This is a genomic window from Flavobacterium sharifuzzamanii, from assembly GCF_003254585.1.
GTDB classification, from domain to species: domain Bacteria; phylum Bacteroidota; class Bacteroidia; order Flavobacteriales; family Flavobacteriaceae; genus Flavobacterium; species Flavobacterium sharifuzzamanii.
In genome coordinates this window covers 381,266-404,890 of the sequence record NZ_QJGZ01000036.1, presented here as the reverse complement: position 1 = coordinate 404,890, position 23,625 = coordinate 381,266, and the positions used below count along the sequence as shown (strand labels likewise).

The window sequence follows — 23,625 nt, the reverse complement described above, 5'->3', positions numbered from 1 at the left end:
TTGCTGTTTAATAGAAATCTACATTAATCACAACTTTTATAGCTCTGTATTGAGCCACAGCTTCAAAACTATTCAGCATTTTCTGAATAGTTTTTTTTGTATTTCCTAAATGAAGGTTTTGCGGAATCTTAATCAAGATAGTTCTAATATATTCATTTCGTATTCTGCTTATTGCAGGCTCTTCTGGCCCTAAAACCGGCATTCCCAAATTCTGGCTCAAAACCTGATATAACCACATCGCTCCTTCTTTTAGCTTATCAAAATCTTTATGCTTTAGCGTAAGCTTTATAATCCTGAAATATGGCGGATATCTATAAATTTGCCTATCATACAATTGCTCTTTGTACATACCTATATAATTATGGTCTGTAACCTGCTGAATTGTATTATGATTTGGATTGTAAGTCTGAATAACAACTTTCCCCTGTTTTTCTGATCTTCCTGCTCTTCCCGCAACTTGTGTCATCATTTGAAAACTACGTTCAAAAGCCCTAAAATCGGGATGATGCAGCATATTGTCGGCATTCATAATCCCAACCAAACCTACATTATCAAAATCAAGTCCTTTAGCCAGCATTTGTGTGCCGACTAAAATATCAATCTCGCGATTTTTAAATGTATCAATTATTTTCTCAAAACCAAATTTACCTCTCGTGGTATCTTGATCCATTCTAGCCGTTTTCGCTTTAGGAAAAAGTGACGATAGCTCCTGCTCTATTTGCTCTGTTCCAAATCCTTTTGTGGTTAAATCTATACTCGAACAGTTATGGCAATTAGTAGGTTTTGCAATTGAATAACCGCAATAATGACAGCGAAGCTGGTTTTTATGTTTATGATAGGTCAAACTCACATCGCACTGTTGACAATGCGGAACATGTCCGCAAGTCAAACATTCAATTATAGGCGAATATCCTCTTCTATTTTGAAACAGGATTACCTGTTCACCCAACGACAACGATTCAGCTATTTCTTCAATTAAAAGATCGCTAAAATGTCCTGTCATTCTTTTTCTGAAATGCTTGTCTTTTATATCAACCAAAATCACTTCAGGCAAGCGGACATTTTTATAACGCTCAGAAAGCGTTACTAATCCGTACTTATTATTTTGTGTATTAAAATAGGTTTCAATACTAGGCGTTGCCGAACCCAATAATACTTTAGCTTTATGAAAATTAGCCAAAACAATTGCCGCATCTCTAGCGTGGTATCTTGGTGCAGGATCTGTTTGTTTAAAAGTCTGCTCATGCTCTTCATCAACAATAAGCAATCCTAAATCATTAAAAGGTAAAAATAAAGCCGATCTCGCTCCAATTACAATTTGAGCTTTTGGAGAGTTTTCTAGCGTTTGCCTCCAAACCTCAACTCTTTCATTATTACTATATTTAGAATGAAAAACAGCCACTTTATCTCCAAAATGAAGACGCAGTCTCGAAACCAACTGAGTAGTAAGAGCAATTTCGGGAAGCAAATACAAAACCTGTTTTCCTGTCTGCAGATATTCTTCGATTAACTTAATATAAATTTCAGTTTTTCCGCTCGAAGTTACACCATGAAGCAGACACACTTCTTTCTCCAAAAAACTATTCTTAATTCCTGAAAAAGCTTTTTCTTGGGCTTCACTTAAATGCAGTTCTTTATCTGATTTCTCCCCATCAAACGTAACACGATCATGCTGTAAATAATATTCTTCAAATATTTCTTTTTCAACTAATGATTTTATCGCCGCCGACCCTGCGTTTGAGACTTCTGTAAGCTTTTTTACTGTAATTGGCTTCTTTTCTGATGCGCTAATTTGAAAATATGCCAAAACAATTTCTTTTTGTTTAGTAGCATTCTTCAACACCATCAGCAATTCTTCCAAACCATTATCAGATTCGTATTTGGAATGTAATTTTACATATCTCACCAATTTTGGCTTGTATGTTTCTTTTATTTCTTCATCTAAAAAAATAATATCCTTCGCAATCAGTTTTTGTAGAATCGGAAGTATATTTTTTTTATTTAAAATCGAAGTAATTTCCTGAACCTTTAACGAACTCTGATGGTGCAAAGCTTCATAAATTAAAAACTCATCATCAGAAAGTTCGCTGTCGTTTACCACAACATCAGGTTTATGCGAAATAATGGTTTCACTTTCCAGCAATAATCCGCTTGGAAATGCTCCACGATACACATCTCCAATGCCACACATATAATAATCCGCAATCCAAAGCCAATGTTTAATCTGGATTTCAGTCGCAATTGGTTTTTCATCTAAAATCTGATGAATTTCTTTCGCTTCATATAGAGTTGGAGCATTTTCATGAACATCTAAAACAAGTCCAGTATATATTTTGCTTTTACCAAATGGCACAGCAACGCGCATTCCTTTTTTAATGAAATGAAATTCAGCTTCAGAAATTCGGTAAGTAAATGTCTTTGCTAAAGAAAGCGGTAAAATGACTTCGATGAAATGCATGATTTTTTATAAGCCAGTAATTATTTTTGGCCAGTTTTAAGCGAAGCGTTTTTTGAAAGATTATAATCCTGAATCAGCTTCAAAGTATAATTTATAGATTTATTGGTTGTTCCTCCATCATGTCCCGGAATTACATACTTTGGATTTTTAAATTTTGACTGAACTCTTTTTATTGATTTCTCCCATTCTTTAATATCAGCGTCTCCTAAATATCCCAAATCTTTTGCTTCTTCACTTTTTATAAAACATCCGCCATAAAGAACTTTCTCTTTAGCAAACCAAGCTACAATGTTGTCTGGCGCATGTCCTTTTCCTGGATAATAGACTTCAAATTTATATTGCCCAACCGTAAAAGTAGTATCAGTTGGAATTATAAACTCAGCTCTTGGCTCATTCTTGTTTTTTAGAATCTCGTCAGTTAATTTAATTGAATAGGTTTTAATTCCTTTTTTTCTATAAAAATCAAATCCGCCCGCACGATCTTCATGAGAATGCGTTCCAAAAAGCATAACAACTTCTTTATTGTGTTTTGCTTTTATACTATCAAGCAAAGGCTGAAACTGCGTTTTATCCCAAGGGGCATCAAAAAGTACAACGCCTTTGTCTGTAACGACATACATGGCATTGGCAGAAATTAGCGTTCCATTATAATCATGAAACGTTTTATAAACATAAAAGTCACCCGTAAGATGACTTATTTGTAATGGTGAATTCTTAGATTGTCCAAAACTATTTGAAACTGCAACTAAGAATAAAATTATCGACGCTAATTTTCGCATTAGATTTTAATTAATTTTTTACTCTCGTCCAGTATTGCGTTCTTCCCATTAAAGAAATTCCAACATAACCGCGAAGTTTCAATTTATCTGCAGATTCCAAAGTAACATAACATTTGTATTTTTTACCACTTGTCGGATCCAAGATTGTTCCTCCATTATATTCAGAATCATCTTTTTTAAGTCCGTTTATAATGACCATTCCTAAAATTGGTTTATTCTTTTCAGCACCTTCACATTTCACACATACATCTTTTTTGTGGCTTTCGCGAAGTATATCTACAATCTTGCCATATATTTTTCCAGATTTCTCATAAATCTCTACAATAGATTTTGCTTCACCAGTTTCATCGTCGATTGTCTTCCATTTTCCAATTACACTTTGACTTTGCATGGTTAGGGCAAAGAAGAACACTCCGATAGTTAGCATCAAATTTTTCATATTATTTTTCTTTTTTTTGTTTTAATTTTCTGATAGAAGCATTCAATTCGAACCCTAAAAGCAGAATCATACAGTTTATCCAAATATAAAACATTAGAATTAATAATGTCCCAATTGAACCATAAAGTTCGTTGTATTTTGAAAATTTTATAACCCAAATTCCAAAAAAGAACGAAGATATAACAATTAAGACCGTTGTAAAAACAGAACCAATGCTAATAAAAGGCACTTTGTTATACTGCTTTGTACCATAACGCAATAATATTGAAGATGTTATCAAAATCATTAAGATAACGAATAAATATCGTCCTAAAATAATCAGAGGAATTCGGTCGCTCAACACATCTTGAATGATTGTTTTTTGAATAAAAACCTCAAAAACGACAATCGTTGCCACCGTAACAAATAAAATTATAGTCATTACAAGCGAAATAGCCAAAGCAACCAAATATTGATGCAAAAATCCGCGTTTGTCAAAAACGTGTTTTGAGGATTCAAAACCGCTTAAAATTCCATTAATTCCATTTGCCATTAAAAAAATCGAAAGCAAAAATCCAGATGATAATAATCCTGAGTGACTATTATTTAAGATATCGCTGATAATTTTACTAATTGCATCAAACGTGTTTGGAGGAACGCTTTGCTGCACAAACTGCAGGAAATCTTCCTGAAAATTATCTATCGGAATAAATGGGATTAAGTTTAGAATAAATAGAGCAAAAGGAAATAATGCCATAAAAAAACTAAAAGAAACAGCACTTGCATGATACGAAAAAGCACCATCAATAATTCCGATGGTATACATTTCCAGCAAATCGTACAATGAAAATCCTTCCAGCCAAGGCAGTTTTATTTTCTTCAAAAGTCGGGCTAATGACCGCACCACAGGCAGTTTCTCAATCCGATCTTCTATCTCTTGCGACATATTTTTTGATTTTAGATTTTAGAGTTCAGATTTTACATTCTTTAAGCAAATATTATAAAACCAAACTCATAACTTACAATTCAAAATTCATAACTCCATTAAAAAGCTTTCAAGCTCAAATCCATATTATATACAGAATGCGTTAAAGCACCTGATGAAATATAATTTACGCCACACAAAGCATACTCGCGAACTGTTTTTTCGCTGATATTTCCTGAAGATTCTGTCTGACATTTTGAACCAATCAAATTTACTGCCGTTTTCGTATCTTCATAATTAAAGTTGTCTATCAGAATTCTATGAACTCCATCGCTCAATAAAATTTCTCTGATTTCATCCAGATTACGAGCTTCAACAATAATTTTAAGATCAAGATTATTTTCTTTCAAATACTCTTTTGTTTTAGAAATTGCACGAGTGATACCGCCAGCAAAATCAATATGATTGTCTTTTAGCATAATCATATCATATAAAGCATAACGATGATTCTCACCTCCGCCAATTTTTACAGCCCATTTTTCTGCAACTCTAAAATTTGGAGTCGTTTTACGAGTATCTAGTATTTTAGCATTTGTTCCTTCCAAAAGCCCCATTAAATGGTTTGTTTTTGTAGCAATCGCTGACATTCTCTGCATCGTATTCAAAACTACCCTTTCGGCTTTCAAAATAGATTGCGAACTTCCAGAAACTTCAAAAACGATTTCACCATATTCCACACGTGTTCCGTCCTCTATAAAAGTTTTCACTTTTAGTTTTGGATCTACATGTTCAAATATCATTTTGGCTAGTTCAACTCCGGCAATGATTCCTTGATCTTTTACCAATAGTTTTGCCTTACCATGAGCAGTATCTGGAATACAAGCCAGCGAACTGTAATCGCCTTGTCCCACATCTTCTCTAATGGCATTACTGATTAAAAGTTGTAATTCTGCTTGAAATTGAGCTTCACTTATCATTTTTCTGTTTTTAATAATAATGCTAAATTAGGATATATTTTATGGATTTGAAAGTTCCTACAACATGAAAAATTATACAAAACATTAAATATCTCTTTTTTAACCATTAAGATATTCAGAAAAATAAAGTTACAATTCTTAACAAAACTTAGTCTAATAATAAGTATTCAATTAAATATCTTTGAAATTCAATCAAACAAAACTATGGGATTAATTAAAGACATTTACTCCGTTTCTTTTTACGAAAAATTTAGTCAAGCTGTTGCCGAAGTATATCCAGCATTCAACAAACATAAATTTATTGAAGCAATTTACGAAGGCGATTTTGCTCAAAAAGAATGGAAAGAAAGAATGAAACATACAACAGTTGTTTTTCATCAGTTTATGCCTCAAAATTTCCCTGGAGCCGTTGTTTTAATTGATAAAATCATAGAAAACCTAAAGAAAAACAACTTCACAGACAGCAATTTGGCTTTCATTTTCTTTGCCGATTATCTCGAAATGTATGGTTTAAACGATTTAGAAACTTCGAAGAAAGCTTTTGTTTCTATAACTCAATTTATAAGCTGTGAATTTGCCGTTCGTCCTTTTATTTTAAAATACAAAGAAAAAATGATTGGCGAAATGGTAAAATGGTCTCTACACGAAAATCATCATGTGCGTCGTTTAGCAAGTGAAGGTTCGCGCCCGAGATTACCGTGGGCGATGGCGATTCCGTTTTTGAAGAAAGATCCCTCTTCTATTCTTCCAATTTTAGAGAATTTAAAAAATGATCCATCAGAATATGTCCGAAGAAGTGTTGCTAATAATTTAAATGATATCGCCAAAGATAATCCCCAAATTGTATTAGAAATTGCATCGAAATGGAAAAACCAAAGCAAAGAAACTGATGGAATTATCAAACATGGCTCAAGAACTTTATTGAAACAAGGTCATCCTGAAATTTTAAGCCATTATGGTTTAGAAAGCACAAATATTGAACTTTCGTCTTTCGAAATCAAAACACCAATTGTAAAAATTGGAGATTATCTTCAGTTTCATTTTCACTTGAATAATAAAAACGAAGAACCAAAAACAGTTCGTTTAGAATACGCTGTTCATTATAAAAAATCAAAAGGGCATTTGGCGAAAAAAGTCTTCAAAATAAGCGAGAAGATTTATCATCCAAATCAGCTCACTAAGATTGAAAGAAACCAATCTTTTAAATTGATTACGACTCGTGTTTTTCATACAGGAAAACATAAATTGTCTATTATAATTAATGGAACTGAAAGTGAAGTTTTAGAGTTTGAGTTGGTTGATTAAAAACACATTTTTAATTCATCTAACGCTTTAACCGTTTAGTTTGTCATTTCGACGAAGGAGAAATCTCCACGAGTAGCTCCGCAACGAAAACCCAATCTTTGTAGAGTTTCTTGCGAAGATTTCTCCTTCGTCGAAATGACAACAAAACGTGACAAATAAACTAATTTGAAAAAACATACATTTTCCTTACTTTTATAGATAATACAAAAAACAACATTTCTTAATCTAAATTAAGTTACAGATTTCTATCACAACTGTAATTTTGTTTTCAAATCAAATAATACCACATGTCAAATATCAGTTTAATTATCGAAGAACGCGCTGCCAATATTGGCAATTTTATGGTAGGCAGATTATTGCCTTTCCGCGAAAAAAGAGCTGTCGGACCATTTGTTTTTATCGATCATATGGGACCTGCACATCTAAGTGATCATGAAAATATGGATGTTCCTCCGCACCCGCATATCGGACTTTCTACACTAACTTTTTTGTTTGAAGGAAGCATTATGCACCGTGACAGTTTAGGAACAGAATTAGAAATAAAACCAGGCGCTGTAAACTGGATGACCGCTGGAAAAGGAATCGTTCACTCTGAAAGAACTCCAGAATATTTAAGGCATACAGATAAAATGCTTCATGGATTACAGATTTGGGTTGCGCTTCCAAAAGAATTGGAACAAATGGATCCTAATTTTACGCATGTTGAAGCTGATGATATTCCAGCTTGGGAAGAAGACGGTGTTTCTTTTAAACTAATTGCAGGAGAAGCTTTTGGTAGAAAATCACCAGTTCCTGTTTATAGCCCATTGTACTTTATTGAAATTAAAAGCAAAGAAGCGAAAAAAATCAATATCGGGCATCATTTATTTGGCGAAAGCGGTTTATATATTTTAGATGGAAGCATTAAAAATGGCGAACATACTTACGATCCAAGACAAATCTTGATTACAACAGAAAGTTCTCTTTGCGAATTCGAAATTGCTGCAAATTCAACTGTTTATATCTTTGGTGGCCAACCGTTTCCTGAAGAACATTTTATCTTTTGGAACTTTGTTTCTTCTGATAAAAACCTCATCGAAAAAGCAAAACAGGACTGGACAGCTCAAACTTTTCCGAAAGTTCCAGGCGAAACCGAATTTGTTCCATTGCCAGAACCAAGAATCAAATAATTATGGATACAGTTTCAGCAAAAATAGACACCCGTTTGTATCGAACGGAAATCACATCTGCCAGCGGAAATGTCTTAATTTCTGATGAACCTCAGCAATTAGGAGGCAAAAACTTAGGTTTGAATCCAACAGAACTTTTGGCTTCATCTTTGGCTTCTTGCACCTTAATTACTTTACGAATGTACATTAATCGCAAACAATGGAACGTTGAAGAAATCAATATCAAGATTGATTTTGAAAGAGATTCAGAACGAAATTGCACCTCATTTACCCGAAGAATCGAAGTAATCGGTGAAGTTAACGAAGAGCAAAGACAAAGATTAGAAACGATTGCAAACAGCTGTCCGATACATAAAACATTGACACATGCAATCGAAATCAAAACCACACTAATATAATTATCATGGAAATTCAACAAATAAACGATACAAGAAGAGGCTATTTTGAAGCCGTAGAAGACGGAAAAGAAGCAGGAAAAATGACTTACACTTGGGCAGGAGATTCTAAATTCATTATTGACCACACTGAAGTAAGTCCTGATTTTAACGGAAAAGGTGTGGGTAAAAAGCTTGTTATGGCAGCGGTAGATTATGCAAGAGCAAACAACTTAAAAATTATTCCGCTTTGTCCTTTTGCTAAAAGCGTTTTTGATAAGGTTCCTGAAATACATGATGTACTTTTTTCTTGAGGCGCAAAGGTTCAAAGTTACAAAGGCTCAGAGGTTTTCTATCTTTGTCTAAAATTTTATTGTAGAGACGCACTGTTGTGCGTCTTTCGCATTTTATAAATGTCCTGTTTGTTATTTCAACGAAGAAGAAATCTCCATGAGTAACTATGCAATAAAAATCCAATCTTTGTTGAGCTTCTTGCTAAGATTTCTTCTTCGTTGAAATGACAAAAATTGCGAAAGACCACAATCTACTTAAAAAAAACTTTGCCCCTTTGAACCTCTGCCCCTTTGTCCCTCCAAAAACAAAATTTTCAAATTTCTCCGAAAACTCGTATATTTGCGCGTAATTTAAACTTAGAGTATGACAAGGATAATTACGCTTTTCTGTATTTTTATAGCACAAATCGGCTTTTCTCAATCGGCTGAGAGTTATTTAGAAAAAATCAGAAATAATGAAGCTCTCTTAACAGCTTTCTTTCAACAAATGCCAAAAGGAGGCGATTTACACCACCATTTTTCAGGATCAGTTTATGCAGAACCTCTTTTAGAAAGAGCTATTGCAGAAGACTTTTATTTGAATCTGGAAACAATGGCGGTTTCAAAAACCAAACCTGCAAACGGAAACTGGGAAAACTTTTCGTCTCTTAAAAACAAAGGAAAATTAGAATATTACGAGCAGCAAATTATGCAGACTTGGTCTGTTAAAGATTATAATGGTTCCGTTCCATCTGACGATCAGTTCTTTGATTCTTTTATGAAATTTGAGCCTACAATTCAAGGTCATTTTGCAGAAGGAATGCTCGAGTTAAAAAAACGCGCCATTGCCGAAAATGTAACGTATATCGAAACACAATTATCAACAATTCCGTGCGATATGAATGTTTCTGATTTAACTGATTTCAACACAAAACTTCGCCAGGCTGCAGAACAAAAAGATGAAAAAGCAGTTTTGAAACTTTTAGACGAATTGTATAAATCACTTCAGAAAAAAGATGCTAAAAAATATGCCGAAGATTTCAATAATAACTTCATTACAAAGCTTCATAAAGACTTAAAAATGGATGACGAAAAATTCACGATGCGTTATCAAAATTTTGTGCTTCGTTTTATGGAACCGGTAGACTTATTTAAGAATCTTGTTATAGCTTTTATTTCGTCAAGCGAAAGTAAACTTACTGCTGGTGTAAATATAGTTTCTCCAGAACATGGTGAAAATTCTATGAAGGATTACTGGCTACACATGGTAATGTTTAAATACTGCCACTCTAAATTTCCAGATGTAAAATACACACTACATGCAGGTGAATTGACTTTAGGTTTGGTTCAGCCAGAAGAATTGACTTGGCATATTAATGACGCCATTTATGTGGCAGGTGCTAACAGAATTGGTCACGGAGTGGATATTGCTTACGAAGCTAATTCGTATGATTTGTTGAAATATATGTCTAAAAATAATATTCCGATTGAAATCAATTTAGTGAGTAACGAATTCATTTTAAAAGTAAAAGAGAACAGACATCCTTTTACACTTTACAAAGAATTTAATGTACCAATTGTTATCAGCACAGACGATGCAGGAATTTTAAGAAGCAGTATGACAGAGCAATATGTTTTACTAGCAAAAAGATATCCTGATGTAAACTACGAAACAATCAAAAAGTATGTTTACAACAGTATTAATTATAGTTTCATTCAAGATGCATCGGTAAAAAAACAATTAATTAAAGATTTAGATAATCGTTTTAAAACTTTTGAATCGAAATTTTCTAAAAACTAAAACATCAATTTGCACGAAAGTTTCACGCAGATTTCAAACATATTTAAGCCGATAATCACAGATTCTTTTTAAACAAAACAATAAAAATAAAATCAGCCAAATCTGCTAAATCTGCGAGATTATAATTTTTTCCCGCAGATTTAGCAGATCAAGCAGATAAAATTCATTTAAATATGATTCTAGAAGCAGCATTTCTATATGTAAAACCAGAATTAGCTAATTCATTTGAAGCTGATTTTACAAAAGCAAGCCAATACATTTCATCAATAGATGGTTATTTAGGACATCGTTTAGAAAAATGTCTAGAAGTCGAAAATAAATATCTTCTGTTGGTTGATTGGAATACATTAGAAGATCATACAATCGGATTCAGAACTTCTGAAGCGTATCTGGAATGGAAAAAGATCCTACATCATTATTACGAACCTTTTCCTATTGTAGAACATTTCGAAACGGTTTTTGAGAATAAAAAATAGTTTTTTTTAGCCACAGATTTCACAGATTAAAAGGATTTTTTATTTAAATCTAATCTGTGTTTATTGATCAAATCTGTAGCAAAAATATTTTTAAATTAATTCGTGAATTCGTGGCAAAAAACAAAACAAATGAACATCAAACTAATCGCAATAGGCAAAACAGATAATAAATCGCTTCAAACATTAATTGACGATTACACGAAACGTTTGTCTTTTTACATCAAATTTGAATTGGAAATTATTCCAGACATCAAAAACGTAAAAAACTTATCTGAAAGCCAGCAAAAAGAAAAGGAAGGCGAATTGATTCTTTCAAAACTTTCTGCCACCGATCAATTAATTTTATTGGATGAAAACGGAAAAACTTTCTCAAGTGTAGGTTTTTCTGAAGAATTGCAAAAGAAAATGAATTCTGGTGTAAAAACTTTGGTTTTCGTAATTGGCGGTCCTTACGGATTTTCTGAAACGGTTTATAAAAAAGCCCAGGGAAAAGTTTCGCTTTCATTAATGACGTTTTCACATCAAATGGTTCGTTTATTTTTTATCGAACAATTGTATCGCGGATTTACTATTTTACGAAATGAACCTTATCATCATCAATAAGTCTCTTTTAATCTTTAGATTTCAAATTTAAAAATCTATAGCCTCTAAAATTCATAAAAATTTAATAATCAACATTTTAAACCTTAAAACAAAAAATAAAATCGTAAATTTATAGTGATTTATTAAATCTTAATAAAATTTAATAATTATAGTTTTTTGACCTTATTTCTAACCTAAAAGCATATAATTATGAAATCTTTATTTCAACTTTCGGCAATCCTACTGTTGCTTTTAATTGGAACTTCTTGTTCTAATGGGTATGACGACAATTACACACCACCTGTAATTATGACATTTACTGCTAATTTGACCCCAGTTGCAGGTGTGACTTCTTCAGCTTCAGGTAGTGCTACATTAAAATTAAATCAGACTGCAAAAACATTTGATCTTAAAGTAAATTTTTCAGGATTAGTGCCAATACATGGACATATACATGCAGCAGACGGTACAATTGTTATTCCGTTTCCTGATGCCAGTGTCTCTACCTCTCCAATATCTGTATCTGGTTCTATAACTGATGCACAAATTACTGAGCTGATGGCTAATCATTATTACGTTAATTTACATACTACTGCTTATCCTAATGGCGAAATCAGCGGTACTCTGACAAAAACTGACACTTCTGGCGGAGGCGGCGGAGGCGGTGGTGGTGGATACTAATCACTAAATCACAAAAAAGCCTTTCTTTTAATAGAGAAAGGCTTTTAAATTTTACCGTTTATTTTACTGCAAGGTATTTAGAAAATAAATTCTACCGGAAGCTTATCAAGATTGTAAGTCACATCTTTTTGCAATAGAATTTTGTATTGAATGTATTCTTCATAACTCATGTTCTTATCAAATAAAAATACCAAATCTGGCACTTTCTCAAACTTTATACTATAGAAATGCTTTAATATTTCTGATATTTTAATTTCTGTATTTCCCATGAAGACCTGTTTTTTTCCTTTTTTAAAGTAAACCACAAAACTTCCTGCAGTAGGTTTCTCTATTTTATAGAATACTTTCGTGAAAGGCAAAAAAGCTAGATTTTTCCCGATAGAATCTGCGTAAGAATAATAGTTTTCAGATTCTTCGTTCTGATGCATTTTCTCGTTACGCTTTTTTTCTTGCATTTTTATTACTTGTGGCATCACAGATTTCAAAGGCAAGCGTTTGTCTATATTGAAAATCCAATTGGTTGATATAATGGCACTTTTTCGATTCAAATCCGCGATTGTATCTTTTCCATCAACTTTAAAAAAGACGTAAATTGGCGAATGATCTTGCACGTCTTTTACAATTGAAATGTTTGATTTTGGCAATAAAACGTCTTCTTTTTTTCCGCAGGAGAAAAGTACGAAAGCTATAATTAGGGTAAAGTATTTCATATTTTTAAAATTCATTTTACACAAAGTTTGTCATTTCGACGAAGGAGAAATCTTCACAAGTAACTCCGCAACGAGAATCCAATCTTTGTCGATTTAGCAACGAAGATTTGCTTCGCCTGTTCGCTGTTGCTCGAGTCTCCTTCGTCGAAATGACAAAACTGGCTATTATAAACTCATTTTATTGAACAAAGTAACACATTCCACCGCTTCTTTCACATCATGAACACGAAGAATTTTAGCACCTTTCATCAATGCAATAGTATTTAAAAAAGTTGTTCCGTTTAAGGCTTCTTGTGGTGTTATATCAAGTGTTTTATAAATCATTGATTTTCTAGAAATTCCGGCTAAAACAGGTAATTCCAAAATATTAAAAAGTTCCATTTTCTGCATTACTTCATAATTCTGATCGGTTGTTTTAGCAAAACCGAAACCTGGATCTAAAATCAAATCGTTGATTCCTAAAGCTCTTGCTTTTTTTACTTTTTCAGAAAAGTAGAATAGCATTTCTTTTATAATATCATCGTATTCAGTCAAGCTCTGCATTGTCTGCGGATTTCCACGCATGTGCATCATAATGTACGGAACATTATATTTTGCAATAACATCAAACATTTTATCATCCAACTCTCCAGCCGCAATATCATTTATAATTGCCGCGCCACTTTCTATACTTGCTTTTGCAACCTCAGCTCTAAAAGTATCAATTGATAATAATGTTTTCGGAAAATGCTTTAAAATCAATTCAATTGCTGGAACAATTCTGTCAATTTCTTCTTGTTCCGATACAAACTCAGCGCTTGGTTTACTAGAATATGCCCCAATATCAATAAAGGTCGCGCCCTCAGAAAGCATTTTATCTACTTGCAAAATAATTTCGTCTTCGTTTTTATATTTTCCTCCGTCAAAGAAAGAATTTGGCGTAACATTGAGAATTCCCATTACTTTAGGAATTGATAAATCTATAAGTTCGCCTTTACAATTAATTGTCATTGCTTGTTTTATTTTGTTTCAGGTTTCACGTTTCAAGTTGATGCAGATTTCGCAAGTTCTAGAACGTAAAACTTGAAACCTGAAACTTGAAACATTTTTCTATTTCAAGTTGTCCGTTAACACTTTGTTTAGAAAAAACTTGAAACAAAGCGAACCTTAAACTTGAAACTCTTAAAAAATTATCCTTATTTTTGAAGAAATTTTAGCAAATATACAGCATATAAATGAAGAATACTTCCCAAGAGTTTGATAATGTTATCGCGGTTTGCCGTACGTTGTTTATCAATAAAATGAAAGATTATGGCAGTGCGTGGAGAATTTTAAGATTGCCATCGCTGACGGATCAAATTTTCATAAAAGCACAACGAATTAGAAGTTTGCAGGAAAATGAAGTCCGTAAAGTTGATGAAGATGAAAAAGGAGAATTCATCGGAATCATCAATTATTCTATCATGGCTTTGATTCAGTTAGAACTTGGCGTTGTAGATCAGCCAGATCTTGACGTAGAAAAAGCAACTGAATTATACGATGCTAAAGTAAAATTGACCAAAGACTTAATGGAAGCAAAAAATCATGATTACGGCGAAGCTTGGCGTGATATGCGCGTGAGTTCTTTAACCGATTTGATTTTGCAGAAACTTCTTCGCGTTAAGCAAATTGAAGATAATAAAGGAAAAACAATAGTATCTGAAGGAATCGATGCTAATTATCAGGATATGATTAATTACTCTGTTTTTGCTTTAATCTTAAACCCAATTACTAAATAAAATTCCAAGTTTTAAATATTCATTATGAAAAACATCATTACTCAATTTTCCCGATTATTTGTCGGTGTCCTATTTATTATTTCCGGATTAATCAAACTAAACGATCCTGTTGGATTCTCATACAAACTAGCTGAATATTTCAGTGAACCAGTTTTCAATATGCCGTTTTTAGAGCCATTGGCTTTAGGATTGGCGATCTTTTTAGTGATTTTAGAAGTAGTTTTAGGTGTAATGCTGTTGGTTGGCTATAAATCAAAACTAACGATTTGGGCTTTATTACTATTGATCATTTTCTTTACTTTCCTTACCTTCTACTCTGCTTATTTTGATGTGGTTAAAGATTGCGGATGTTTCGGAGATGCTTTACACTTGACACCTTGGCAATCGTTCACAAAAGATGTTGTTTTACTATTCTTTATCTTGATTTTATTCATCAACAAAAAACTGGTAAAACCTTTATTTTCTAAATTGGTTACCAACATTATCACTTTAATCAGCATTGTTTTATGTGTATTTATGGCGGTTTGGGTTATCAATCATAATCCAATCAAAGATTTCCGTCCATATAAAGTGGGAACAAACATCGAAAAAGGAATGGAAATTCCAGAAGGCGCTCCGAAATCAGTTGTAGAAATGATTTTTATTTATAAAGTAAACGGAGTCGATAAAGAATTTACTGAAAAAGATTTAATGAATATTCCTGAAGGAGCAGTATTTGTTGACAGAAAAGACAAAGTAATCTCTGAAGGTTACGTTCCTCCTATTCATGATTTTACCATGACAAAAGATGATTCTGATTACAAAGAAGAATTATTAAAAGAACCAAAACTGTTAATCTATGTGACTTACGATTTGAATCTATCAAATCCAGAAGGAATGAAAAAATTAGCAAAAGTTACTGCAGATGCAAAAGCAAAAGGTTACAAAGTAATTGGGATGACTGCTTCTGGAGCTGATGAAATTGCTAAAGCGAAAAAAGACTATGCTCTAGACATCGATTTCTATTTCTGCGATGGAACTGCTTTAAAAACAGTTGAAAGAGCAAATCCAAGTATTGTAGTTATACATGACGGAACTATCGCTCAAAAAGTGCATTATAATGATGTAGATGATTTGAAATTATAATGATTTAAAAATATAAATTTCAAAAGCGCCAATAAACAATACGTTTATTGGCGCTTTTTTATTCTAATTATTTTCATACAAAAACCATCTTTTATATTACGAATAATAATCCTACATTTGATCAAACCAAAAGCTTATTCTAATCATGAAAAAACTATTATCTATTTCATTACTTCTAGTTTTAATTTTTACTACGGGATGTGGATCAGATGTGCTCTGTTCTACTGGACCAGCAACTATTACTGTCGAATTTGTAGACAAAGATTCAGGAGAAAACCTGTTTGAAAACGGTACTTTCGATTCTAAAAAAGAGGTAACTATTACAGATTTAGATCAAAACAAAGTAATTGAATCTGCTTATGTGAATAGTGACAATTTAAACCGCCTCACTTTCAGCTTAGGATGGGAGTCAAAATCACTTAAATATGCTATAACTATTGAAGGCAAAAATGTTTGCGAAATATACGCTGTCACAGAAAAGAGAACAGGGGGCGAATGTTCATCAGTAGTAATAAAATCTGTAGAAATCAAAAATGCAGAATTGAAAAAAGATAATACAACTTGGGTATACAAAATTCTGATTAATACTAAAGACTGATTATTTTGACGAAATTTTAGCTTTACAAAAGATTGTTAAGTAAGGTAAGAAATATAAATTAAAAGCGCCAATTCGAGTGAATTAGCGCTTTTTTTAAAACATAATCGTCTTAAAATTGAAAGTAGGAAAAATAATAAAAATGATTGTTTTGTTTTTATATTTGTTTGAAACAATCAGATAAAACCATTCTTTTTATGAAACAATTTTCAAAGTTTTTTCTAACTTTTATTTTGAGTTTTCTTTTAAATCTTAATTGCTATAGCCAAGAAAAAACTGCTAGTAAGGACCAACGTTACATTTTCTTTTTTCATAACAAATTTGTAGAAGAAAACGATCTAAATGTAGCCCATCCAGAATATGGTAAAGCAGAATACAATGAGATTTTAGAATCTTATAGAAAAGATAACTTTATTGTTTTTAGCGAAAAAAGAAAGAAAAACACAAACGCTATAGATTATGCAGAAAAGATTGCTAAACAGGTAAAAGCATTAATTAAAAAAGGAGTTCCACCCAATCATATTACAGTAATTGGAACTTCAAAAGGTGGTTACATTGCTCAATTTGTTTCAACTTTTCTTTCAAATCCAGAGGTGAATTTTGTTTTCATTGGGTGCTTTAGAGATGTTGATATTCAAGAGATTCCGGATATTAATTTCTGTGGCAATATTTTAACTATTTATGAAAAATCAGATATTTACGGAGTTTCTGCTATTAAAAGAAAAGAAACTTCGAAATGCAAAATAGAGCATTTTAAAGAAATTGAACTTAACACAGGTCTAAAACATGGTTTTTTGTACAAAGCTGCAGACAATTGGCTTGTTCCTAGCAAAAAATGGGCAAATGGAAATTACGAGCTGAATTAGGTTTCAAAAAAAAATAAAAAGCGTTCAATAAAATTAAATTTGTTGAAGGCTTTTTTTTGAAATCTGACGTTTTTTTGCTTCATTTTTTTCGTTCCAAAACAAAAAAATTGCTTTTTATCCATTTCTAGATAAAGTGTTTCTACAAAATACATGATTTTCCAGCCAACTATTACGTTTTCAAAACACTTTTTTCAACCAAAAAACGCTGTTTTGTTACAAAATAAAGGACTCTTCAAATTTTGTTAATCTACAATTGGCATTCCATTTGTTTGTTTAACTTTGTGAATTCAGTATTAAATTTAAATTATAAACTTATATGAAACAATTAGCCCTAATCGTTATTGCATTTATTACATTTTCTTGTTCCCAAGCACAGAAAGCGCAGAAAACAAGTTTTTCACAAGAAGCGTTATCAGAAAAATTATTAGCCGCAGATGGAAGCCAAGTTGCTTTTAAAGACATTTTAAAAAAATACAAAGGAAAAAATCTAGTTATTGAAGTTTGGGCTTCTTGGTGTGGAGATTGCGTAAAAGCAATGCCAAAACTAAAAGAATTGCAAGCTGCAAATCCAAATGTATCTTATTTATTCCTTTCTGCCGATAAAACAGCGGACAAATGGAAGGCAGGAATTGAAAAACACGAATTAAAAGGAGATCACTTTATGATGAATGATGGTATGAAAGGTGTTTTCGGAAAAGCTATTGATTTAGATTGGATTCCAAGATATATTGTTATTGACAGATTTGGCACTATTGTACTATACCGCGCTATTGAAACTGATTTTGATAAAATCAATGAGAAGGTAAAAGAAACACAATATGAATAAGTCTCAGACATATTAAAAACAAAAAATTAAAAGAATAATAAAAACTACCAAAATGAGAAAATCGATTGTTGCAGGAAACTGGAAAATGCATAAAAACGCTGCACAGACTGAAGAATTATTAAACGAATTAATTGCTAAAATTCCAGCAAAAACAAATGCACAAGTAATTGTGGCTCCAACTTTTGTAAACTTACAAGCTGCTGCTACAAAATTAAAAAACACAACTATTGGAGTTTCTGCTCAAAACGTTCACCAAGCTGAAGGTGGTGCTTTTACAGGAGAAATTTCTGCAGATATGTTAACTAGCATTGGCGTTAATACAGTAATCTTAGGTCACTCTGAGCGTAGAGCTATTTTTCACGAAACAGATGCTTTAATCGCAGACAAAGTTGATACAGCTTTAAAACATGATATGACAGTAATCTTCTGCTTCGGAGAAGAATTAAAAGACCGTCAATCTGGAAATCACTTCAACATTGTTGAAAACCAATTACGTGATGGTGTTTTTCATATCGCTAAAGAATCTTGGTCTAAAATTGTTTTAGCTTATGAGCCAGTTTGGGCTATCGGAACTGGAGAAACTGCTTCGCCAGAACAAGCTCAAGAAATGCACGAATTTATCAGAGAAACTATCCGTAAAGCTTTTGGAGCAGAAATCGCTGATGAAGTTTCTATCTTATACGGTGGTTCTGTAAAACCAGAAAACGCTAAAGAAATCTTCTCTAAACCAGACGTAGACGGTGGTTTAATTGGAGGTGCTGCTTTAAAAGCTGATGATTTCTTAGCTATTGTTACTGCTATCTAATTTTTAGATTTATATAAAATGAAAAGCGTTCATAATTATGAACGCTTTTTTTATTTTAATTAATAAATTCTCGCAACAAAGGACAATTATATTTCTTAAATGTATCGGTGGATTTATAAACCGAATAGAAATTAATTAGCTCTTGAATTCCTTTAAAATTTCGATCGTCATTATATGGATAAAAGTATTCATAAAAAAGAGGATATCTATATTGCATATTAGATACAGGAAAATAATTCATTTGATAAGAATTAAAGCCTGTAGATTTATATTTAGCATATTTACATTTAAAAATCATCAAACTAGCTAAGGCTTTTTCATTTTTGTCCTGAGCCATTTTTAAAGCTTTTTCATAATAACTTTCAGCCATTGTTAAACAATAGTAATTATCGTTTTGATATTTTTTTTCATTCTCGCTTTTACTTTCATATCCAAAACCCTTAGACCAATAATAACTTACCATCATCCACGAATTACCATAAAACGAAACATTAAAATAAGCATGCCCAAGCAATAAATTGTTTTTAGCTGTATTTTGCTTTTGTAATTTGATAAGACTAGACAGAAATTCTGCTTTATTAAAATGATAATCATATTTACGGTCTTTAGTTTTTTGTAAAACCTTAGGTATAAATGGATCTTCGTTTAAGTGATCTTTAAATTCATATTTTTTATCCCAAAAATCTTTAGGAATATCAGCAAAGGTATTATACGCTAATTCTAAATTATTATCTCTAAAAGCAATTGTTCCTTTAACATCTTTTAAAAGATTAATGTCTTCTGGCATAGCACTAGAGCAAATAAACTTTTCAAAAGATGTTTTATTTTTCTTTTGTTTTAATTGAATTATTCGCTCCATATCATTTACTGTTGCATTACGATCAAAATAATCAATGATAGCAAAATCATAAGGAAATTCTTCTTCATTTTTTACATGCGATTTTAATGAAAATAAACCTCCATAAACAGCATCGCCACGTTTAAGGAATTCTTCGCTAGCAATCAAGTACAAGCTGTACATGCATTTATCTAAGCTATTATCCTTTTTTGCTAAACTTTCTATTGAATTAAAATACACCGCAAGCTGATCTTGCACTTCTTTGCTCTTCAAATTATCTTCTCTAAGAGATAGCAATGCCAGCTGTATATTTTTTTGCATTTGTATTGTGCTATTGGCATTACTAGAAATCATATTAGTATATTTTTTTCCTAAATCAATCCGATCGTCCATAAAAGAAAGATGCGCAATTGCAGATGCGATATAATCTTTTTGTTCTCCAGATGTCTTATTATAAATACTGATTAAATAACTTCGCAATTCTCTCAAATATAAAATATCCTTTTTGTCATTTTCTTTTTTTGACTGTTCGTAATTTTCCCAATCTATTTCATGTCCAAAACTCATTGAAGGACTATATTTGGTATATTGAGGCGTATAAATCCAATCTTCCAGCTTATTTATTTCTCTGCCAATTAAAAATCCCAAAAAAAGATTATTGGGACTCAATTTTGCAATCTGTTTAATTTCATTAAAACATGGAGCCGGATTTCGTAAATTATCAATAGCTAGAATTACACTTCGTTCATCATCACTTTTTGCTAAAGCTAATGTTTCCTCTATTAAATCCCATCTGTAATTTTGCAAAATGATGTACGTTTTATATTTGGCAGTGGTTAAAGTTTTACTTATCAAATAATTTGTAAAAGCTCCATTTTTAAAATAAGAAGATCTATAATTAAAAGCCCATATACTTAAAATTGTATTTGCGTTTTTTTCAAAATAAGTATTGTATAAACGAATAACTTCTTTAGAATTATCACCATAAAAATAATTTCTCAAAAGTAAAAATGCATATCGTTCTTTTAAAAATCTGTCATTTACATTCAGTAGTTTTTGTTTATTGTTTTCTATGTCTAATTTGTATTTAATTCCTAAATTCCAAGAACGATTATTGTATTCTATTTTTTTTGAAAATAAAATATAATCTAGAAATGCTTTATATCTTGATTGTGTCAGTATATTGACGAATGTGTTCTTTTTAAAAACGTTTCTTAATGAATTATTTTCATAAGCATCTATAAATTCTTTGGCTTTTGTTTTATACAAAATCAAATAAATATCTTCTACCTTTATTTGGCTATTTAGTTTTTTCTGCCATTCAACGCAATTTAATTTCTTATCAGCTCCATAATCGTAATTATTTATATAATCTTCTTCAGAATACAAATAAAAACGATCCGCCGAATAACGAAAAGGCATAAGACTAGAAAAACCATTTCGTTGTGCTTCAAAAATTGCGACTCTGGTATGTTCCGATGCATTTGGCCCCTCAATGCAGGCAAGACAAAACTGAAATGTCAGTACTAAAATTAAACTGCTAAAAATGCGCATAGTATTTTGATATATTTTGAATTTTATAATTGTTTATATATTTCTCATCGAAAGAGAAAAAAGATATTTTTGTTTTATTATCAATCTCTATTTTATTCTTTACAATAGAAATCATTTTTTCAAGCTCTTCATCCGAAATTTTTTCTATTCTAATTAAATCTCCATTTCTTAGATATGTTTTTCCTATCAAAATATCTTCTTTTAATAAATATTTATTTGGCGCAATCTCTTTCATTTTTGTCTGGCCATTTATCAATTGCTCATAATCGGAAATAATTCCTTTATACTGATTTCCTCTAAAAACAACTGCCCAGCTATAAAGCGGCAATGCAATATCTAGTTTGAGTTTGTATTTATTGTGTGTTATGTATTGTGACAATTCTCGGCTCGTACCAATAGAATTTTCTGTATTAAGATCGTTGGGTTTAGTAATGTTATAACACATTAATAAACCTCTATCAATTGGTGGAGTTCCTGCTTTAGTTGTGTATTTATATTGCCAAAGTCTTATCGTTGCAGAAAGTTTTGTTTTTGTAAAACTCTTTTTAATTTGTTTCAACAAGTAAAAATAGTTTTCGCGTGATTTCGGTGACCAATCACAATCAATTAAGATTTCTTGAAAATCATTTTTTGGAAGTATTTTTTCTCTTATTGCTATTTGGTTTATGCGTTTCATAATTCGCAAAGCCAGTGTATCCAATTGCCCTTTATTTGTTTTTAAAAAAACTTCATTAGTAATAAAAACACTTGGTGTAATTTCCAACTGACTTTTATTAAGTTTGACATTTCTAATATCAGCAACTGGCACAGGTTCATTATCCTGAGAACTCCAATCTACATCAAAAAAACGGATATATAAGTGCTTTACTTTTAATCTCTTAATAATAGAATCATCTTTTTTATCAAAGTTCAAATCGGTTTTCCAATAACAAAATGATCTGATTGTTTCATGTTTTTTATCGCACGAAACAAACAGAATAATAAGAATTAATAACAGTAAAAACTTTTTCATAATGGAAATGCAAAAATAAAGCAATTTCCTACAAATACAATGCCGAAATTTCATCTTTAATCGATCAAATAATCTTATACGTTTTTAGCATAATTTTATATTTCGGATTCTTACCTTTGCAAAAATTTTTATTTATGTCAAACATCTATTTAGGATATCATTTTACGATTGAGCCGAAAGAATTGGGTTCTGAAATTTTAGTGGCTGAATTGGGCGAAAAAGCGTTTGAAAGTTTTACAGAGACTGAAAACGGAATTTCGGCTTTTGTGAAGAAAGATTTATGGGATGAGAACATCTTAGATGATATTTATATTTTACAATCTGAAGAGTTTAAAATTGAATATACAATTGAAGAAATCGATCAGGTAAACTGGAACGAAGAATGGGAAAAGAATTTTGAACCAATTGATGTTGACGGAAAATGCCATGTTCGTGCTCCTTTTCACCCAAAAACAGATGCTGAATTTGATATTCTAATTGAACCAAAAATGAGTTTTGGAACTGGACATCATGAAACTACACACATGATGATTCAGCATTTATTAGAAATGGATGTAAAGGGTTTAAAAACGTTAGATATGGGATGCGGAACTGCCATTTTAGCTATTTTGGCAGAAATGAAAGGTGCTGAACCAATTGACGCCATTGATATCGACAACTGGTGCTACCTCAACTCTATCGAAAATGCTGAACGCAATAATTGCAAACACATCAGCGTTTATGAAGGCGATGCAGCATTGTTGGCAGGAAAAAAATATGATTTAATTATTGCCAATATCAACAGAAATATTTTGTTGAATGATATGCAGGCTTATGTTGATGCTTTAAATCCAAAAGGCATTATACTTTTTAGCGGTTTCTATGAAGAAGATATTCCATTTATTGACGCTTCTTGCGTAGAAAAAGGTTTAACTTATGTTAAAAAGCTTCAAAGAAATAACTGGGTATCCTTAAAATATGTAAATTAGATATTGATAATCAATTCAGTACAAAAACTATAACAATATGAGTACTAAAGAAAAAGTAAGAGAAAGAGTTCGCGAAAAAGAAGCCATTGCTTTTAATAACGAGATCATTGTTTACAATGATGATGTAAATACTTTTGATCACGTAATTGATACTCTTATGCGTGTTTGCAGCCATACGGCAGAACAAGCCGAGCAATGCTCTTTGATTGTACATTACAACGGAAAATGCACTGTAAAAACAGGCCCGATAGAAAAACTTAAACCTCAATGCACGCAACTTTTGGAAGCTGGTCTTAGCGCCGAAATTGTCTAATTGACCCATAATTTTAAAACGCATTCTGTTTTATTCTAT

At 31.8% G+C, this 23,625-nt stretch carries 25 protein-coding genes; 16 read left to right on the top strand and 9 right to left on the bottom strand.

Translation table 11 applies throughout. From position 1 onward, the window contains the following. Positions 1-7 precede the first annotated feature (7 nt). From priA to nadC, 5 genes are all read right to left on the bottom strand, one after another. Entirely contained in the window at positions 8-2,458 is a 2,451-nt protein-coding gene (gene priA / locus DMA14_RS08505) for a replication restart helicase PriA (RefSeq protein WP_111424305.1), read from the bottom strand. A gap of 20 nt (positions 2,459-2,478) precedes the next feature. Continuing rightward, entirely contained in the window at positions 2,479-3,237 is a 759-nt protein-coding gene (bla-B1-FLAV, locus tag DMA14_RS08500) for a subclass B1 metallo-beta-lactamase (RefSeq protein WP_111424304.1), read from the bottom strand. Positions 3,238-3,247: 10 nt separating this feature from the next. Next, positions 3,248-3,676, bottom strand: a complete 429-nt coding sequence (locus DMA14_RS08495; RefSeq protein ID WP_111424303.1) for a DUF2147 domain-containing protein — start codon at positions 3,674-3,676, stop codon at positions 3,248-3,250. Position 3,677: 1 nt separating this feature from the next. Then, a complete protein-coding gene (locus DMA14_RS08490; RefSeq protein ID WP_111424302.1) occupies positions 3,678-4,601 on the bottom strand; it encodes a YihY/virulence factor BrkB family protein in 924 nt (307 codons plus the stop codon). Between the two features lie 98 nt (positions 4,602-4,699). Next, complete coding sequence (nadC, locus tag DMA14_RS08485; protein ID WP_111424301.1) at positions 4,700-5,557, bottom strand: carboxylating nicotinate-nucleotide diphosphorylase; 858 nt, start codon at positions 5,555-5,557, stop codon at positions 4,700-4,702. A gap of 204 nt (positions 5,558-5,761) precedes the next feature. Here nadC and DMA14_RS08480 point away from each other — a divergent pair, with 204 nt between their 5' ends. The 8 genes from DMA14_RS08480 to DMA14_RS08445 all read left to right on the top strand — a co-directional run bounded on the left by DMA14_RS08480 (position 5,762) and on the right by DMA14_RS08445 (position 12,217). Continuing rightward, positions 5,762-6,862, top strand: coding sequence for a DNA alkylation repair protein (locus tag DMA14_RS08480; RefSeq protein ID WP_111424300.1), 1,101 nt, complete (start codon positions 5,762-5,764; stop codon positions 6,860-6,862). 287 nt (positions 6,863-7,149) lie between these two features. After that, complete coding sequence (locus DMA14_RS08475; protein ID WP_111424299.1) at positions 7,150-8,031, top strand: pirin family protein; 882 nt, start codon at positions 7,150-7,152, stop codon at positions 8,029-8,031. Positions 8,032-8,033: 2 nt separating this feature from the next. Next, positions 8,034-8,429: an OsmC family protein gene (locus DMA14_RS08470; RefSeq protein ID WP_111424298.1), complete on the top strand. Its 396-nt coding sequence runs from the start codon at positions 8,034-8,036 to the stop codon at positions 8,427-8,429. A gap of 5 nt (positions 8,430-8,434) precedes the next feature. Next, positions 8,435-8,719, top strand: coding sequence for a GNAT family N-acetyltransferase (locus DMA14_RS08465; RefSeq protein ID WP_111424297.1), 285 nt, complete (start codon positions 8,435-8,437; stop codon positions 8,717-8,719). Positions 8,720-9,062: 343 nt separating this feature from the next. After that, complete coding sequence (locus DMA14_RS08460; protein WP_111424296.1) at positions 9,063-10,478, top strand: amidohydrolase family protein; 1,416 nt, start codon at positions 9,063-9,065, stop codon at positions 10,476-10,478. Between the two features lie 173 nt (positions 10,479-10,651). Continuing rightward, positions 10,652-10,954, top strand: a complete 303-nt coding sequence (locus DMA14_RS08455; protein WP_111424295.1) for an antibiotic biosynthesis monooxygenase family protein — start codon at positions 10,652-10,654, stop codon at positions 10,952-10,954. Positions 10,955-11,083: 129 nt separating this feature from the next. Continuing rightward, complete coding sequence (gene rlmH, locus DMA14_RS08450) at positions 11,084-11,557, top strand: 23S rRNA (pseudouridine(1915)-N(3))-methyltransferase RlmH (RefSeq protein WP_111283719.1); 474 nt, start codon at positions 11,084-11,086, stop codon at positions 11,555-11,557. A gap of 189 nt (positions 11,558-11,746) precedes the next feature. Continuing rightward, positions 11,747-12,217, top strand: a complete 471-nt coding sequence (locus DMA14_RS08445) for a CHRD domain-containing protein (RefSeq protein ID WP_111424294.1) — start codon at positions 11,747-11,749, stop codon at positions 12,215-12,217. Positions 12,218-12,294: 77 nt separating this feature from the next. Here the strand turns inward: DMA14_RS08445 and DMA14_RS08440 are convergent, their stop codons facing one another. Beyond that, a complete protein-coding gene (locus tag DMA14_RS08440; RefSeq protein ID WP_111424323.1) occupies positions 12,295-12,927 on the bottom strand; it encodes a hypothetical protein in 633 nt (210 codons plus the stop codon). A 165-nt stretch (positions 12,928-13,092) separates the two neighbouring features. Then, a complete protein-coding gene (gene folP / locus DMA14_RS08435; protein ID WP_111424293.1) occupies positions 13,093-13,917 on the bottom strand; it encodes a dihydropteroate synthase in 825 nt (274 codons plus the stop codon). A gap of 224 nt (positions 13,918-14,141) precedes the next feature. On the opposite strand from folP, the gene DMA14_RS08430 reads away from it, so the two are divergent. The 6 genes from DMA14_RS08430 (at position 14,142) to tpiA (ending at position 18,901) form a co-directional block, all read left to right on the top strand. After that, a complete protein-coding gene (locus DMA14_RS08430; protein WP_111283711.1) occupies positions 14,142-14,684 on the top strand; it encodes a DUF1599 domain-containing protein in 543 nt (180 codons plus the stop codon). 24 nt (positions 14,685-14,708) lie between these two features. Further along, positions 14,709-15,809 carry a BT_3928 family protein gene (locus tag DMA14_RS08425; RefSeq protein ID WP_111424292.1) on the top strand — a complete coding sequence of 367 codons (1,101 nt, stop codon included), beginning with the start codon at positions 14,709-14,711 and terminating at the stop codon, positions 15,807-15,809. Between the two features lie 145 nt (positions 15,810-15,954). Beyond that, positions 15,955-16,407 (top strand): hypothetical protein, encoded by a 453-nt coding sequence (locus tag DMA14_RS08420; RefSeq protein ID WP_111424291.1) that lies wholly within the window; start codon positions 15,955-15,957, stop codon positions 16,405-16,407. 194 nt (positions 16,408-16,601) lie between these two features. Next, positions 16,602-17,270 (top strand): alpha/beta hydrolase, encoded by a 669-nt coding sequence (locus DMA14_RS08415; RefSeq protein WP_111424290.1) that lies wholly within the window; start codon positions 16,602-16,604, stop codon positions 17,268-17,270. Between the two features lie 316 nt (positions 17,271-17,586). Then, positions 17,587-18,096 carry a TlpA family protein disulfide reductase gene (locus tag DMA14_RS08410; protein WP_111424289.1) on the top strand — a complete coding sequence of 170 codons (510 nt, stop codon included), beginning with the start codon at positions 17,587-17,589 and terminating at the stop codon, positions 18,094-18,096. Positions 18,097-18,148: 52 nt separating this feature from the next. Further along, on the top strand, positions 18,149-18,901 hold the full coding sequence (tpiA, locus tag DMA14_RS08405; RefSeq protein ID WP_111424288.1) for a triose-phosphate isomerase: 753 nt from the start codon (positions 18,149-18,151) through the stop codon (positions 18,899-18,901). A 55-nt stretch (positions 18,902-18,956) separates the two neighbouring features. On the opposite strand, the gene DMA14_RS08400 is transcribed toward tpiA, so the two are convergent. Together DMA14_RS08400 and DMA14_RS08395 are read right to left on the bottom strand one after the other, a co-directional pair. Beyond that, positions 18,957-21,293 (bottom strand): hypothetical protein, encoded by a 2,337-nt coding sequence (locus DMA14_RS08400; RefSeq protein WP_111424287.1) that lies wholly within the window; start codon positions 21,291-21,293, stop codon positions 18,957-18,959. Further along, on the bottom strand, positions 21,280-22,305 hold the full coding sequence (locus DMA14_RS08395; protein WP_111424286.1) for a hypothetical protein: 1,026 nt from the start codon (positions 22,303-22,305) through the stop codon (positions 21,280-21,282). The genes DMA14_RS08400 and DMA14_RS08395 overlap by 14 nt, the downstream gene beginning before the upstream one ends. Positions 22,306-22,439: 134 nt before the next feature. Between DMA14_RS08395 and prmA the strand changes: the two genes are divergently transcribed. After that, the gene (gene prmA, locus DMA14_RS08390; RefSeq protein WP_111424285.1) at positions 22,440-23,273 is read left to right on the top strand and encodes a 50S ribosomal protein L11 methyltransferase; all 834 of its coding nucleotides are present in this window, start codon (positions 22,440-22,442) and stop codon (positions 23,271-23,273) included. Positions 23,274-23,310: 37 nt separating this feature from the next. After that, entirely contained in the window at positions 23,311-23,586 is a 276-nt protein-coding gene (locus DMA14_RS08385) for an ATP-dependent Clp protease adaptor ClpS (RefSeq protein WP_111376979.1), read from the top strand. The last annotated feature ends 39 nt before the right edge of the window (positions 23,587-23,625 follow it).

Bases quoted from the DNA above. Each gene is read 5' to 3' on its own strand.
- folP (WP_111424293.1), bottom strand. From the start codon at position 13,917: ATGACAATTAATTGTAAAGGCGAACTTATAGATTTATCAATTCCTAAA.
- bla-B1-FLAV (WP_111424304.1), bottom strand. From the start codon at position 3,237: ATGCGAAAATTAGCGTCGATAATTTTATTCTTAGTTGCAGTTTCAAAT.
- DMA14_RS08410 (WP_111424289.1), top strand. From the start codon at position 17,587: ATGAAACAATTAGCCCTAATCGTTATTGCATTTATTACATTTTCTTGT.
- DMA14_RS08460 (WP_111424296.1), top strand. From the start codon at position 9,063: ATGACAAGGATAATTACGCTTTTCTGTATTTTTATAGCACAAATCGGC.
- DMA14_RS08465 (WP_111424297.1), top strand. From the start codon at position 8,435: ATGGAAATTCAACAAATAAACGATACAAGAAGAGGCTATTTTGAAGCC.
- DMA14_RS08385 (WP_111376979.1), top strand. From the start codon at position 23,311: ATGAGTACTAAAGAAAAAGTAAGAGAAAGAGTTCGCGAAAAAGAAGCC.
- DMA14_RS08440 (WP_111424323.1), bottom strand. From the start codon at position 12,927: ATGAAATACTTTACCCTAATTATAGCTTTCGTACTTTTCTCCTGCGGA.
- tpiA (WP_111424288.1), top strand. From the start codon at position 18,149: ATGAGAAAATCGATTGTTGCAGGAAACTGGAAAATGCATAAAAACGCT.
- DMA14_RS08475 (WP_111424299.1), top strand. From the start codon at position 7,150: ATGTCAAATATCAGTTTAATTATCGAAGAACGCGCTGCCAATATTGGC.
- DMA14_RS08445 (WP_111424294.1), top strand. From the start codon at position 11,747: ATGAAATCTTTATTTCAACTTTCGGCAATCCTACTGTTGCTTTTAATT.
- DMA14_RS08400 (WP_111424287.1), bottom strand. From the start codon at position 21,293: ATGCGCATTTTTAGCAGTTTAATTTTAGTACTGACATTTCAGTTTTGT.
- prmA (WP_111424285.1), top strand. From the start codon at position 22,440: ATGTCAAACATCTATTTAGGATATCATTTTACGATTGAGCCGAAAGAA.
- DMA14_RS08415 (WP_111424290.1), top strand. From the start codon at position 16,602: ATGAAACAATTTTCAAAGTTTTTTCTAACTTTTATTTTGAGTTTTCTT.
- DMA14_RS08425 (WP_111424292.1), top strand. From the start codon at position 14,709: ATGAAAAACATCATTACTCAATTTTCCCGATTATTTGTCGGTGTCCTA.
- DMA14_RS08455 (WP_111424295.1), top strand. From the start codon at position 10,652: ATGATTCTAGAAGCAGCATTTCTATATGTAAAACCAGAATTAGCTAAT.
- DMA14_RS08430 (WP_111283711.1), top strand. From the start codon at position 14,142: ATGAAGAATACTTCCCAAGAGTTTGATAATGTTATCGCGGTTTGCCGT.
- DMA14_RS08420 (WP_111424291.1), top strand. From the start codon at position 15,955: ATGAAAAAACTATTATCTATTTCATTACTTCTAGTTTTAATTTTTACT.
- DMA14_RS08490 (WP_111424302.1), bottom strand. From the start codon at position 4,601: ATGTCGCAAGAGATAGAAGATCGGATTGAGAAACTGCCTGTGGTGCGG.
- rlmH (WP_111283719.1), top strand. From the start codon at position 11,084: ATGAACATCAAACTAATCGCAATAGGCAAAACAGATAATAAATCGCTT.
- DMA14_RS08395 (WP_111424286.1), bottom strand. From the start codon at position 22,305: ATGAAAAAGTTTTTACTGTTATTAATTCTTATTATTCTGTTTGTTTCG.
- DMA14_RS08495 (WP_111424303.1), bottom strand. From the start codon at position 3,676: ATGAAAAATTTGATGCTAACTATCGGAGTGTTCTTCTTTGCCCTAACC.
- DMA14_RS08470 (WP_111424298.1), top strand. From the start codon at position 8,034: ATGGATACAGTTTCAGCAAAAATAGACACCCGTTTGTATCGAACGGAA.
- DMA14_RS08480 (WP_111424300.1), top strand. From the start codon at position 5,762: ATGGGATTAATTAAAGACATTTACTCCGTTTCTTTTTACGAAAAATTT.
- nadC (WP_111424301.1), bottom strand. From the start codon at position 5,557: ATGATAAGTGAAGCTCAATTTCAAGCAGAATTACAACTTTTAATCAGT.
- priA (WP_111424305.1), bottom strand. From the start codon at position 2,458: ATGCATTTCATCGAAGTCATTTTACCGCTTTCTTTAGCAAAGACATTT.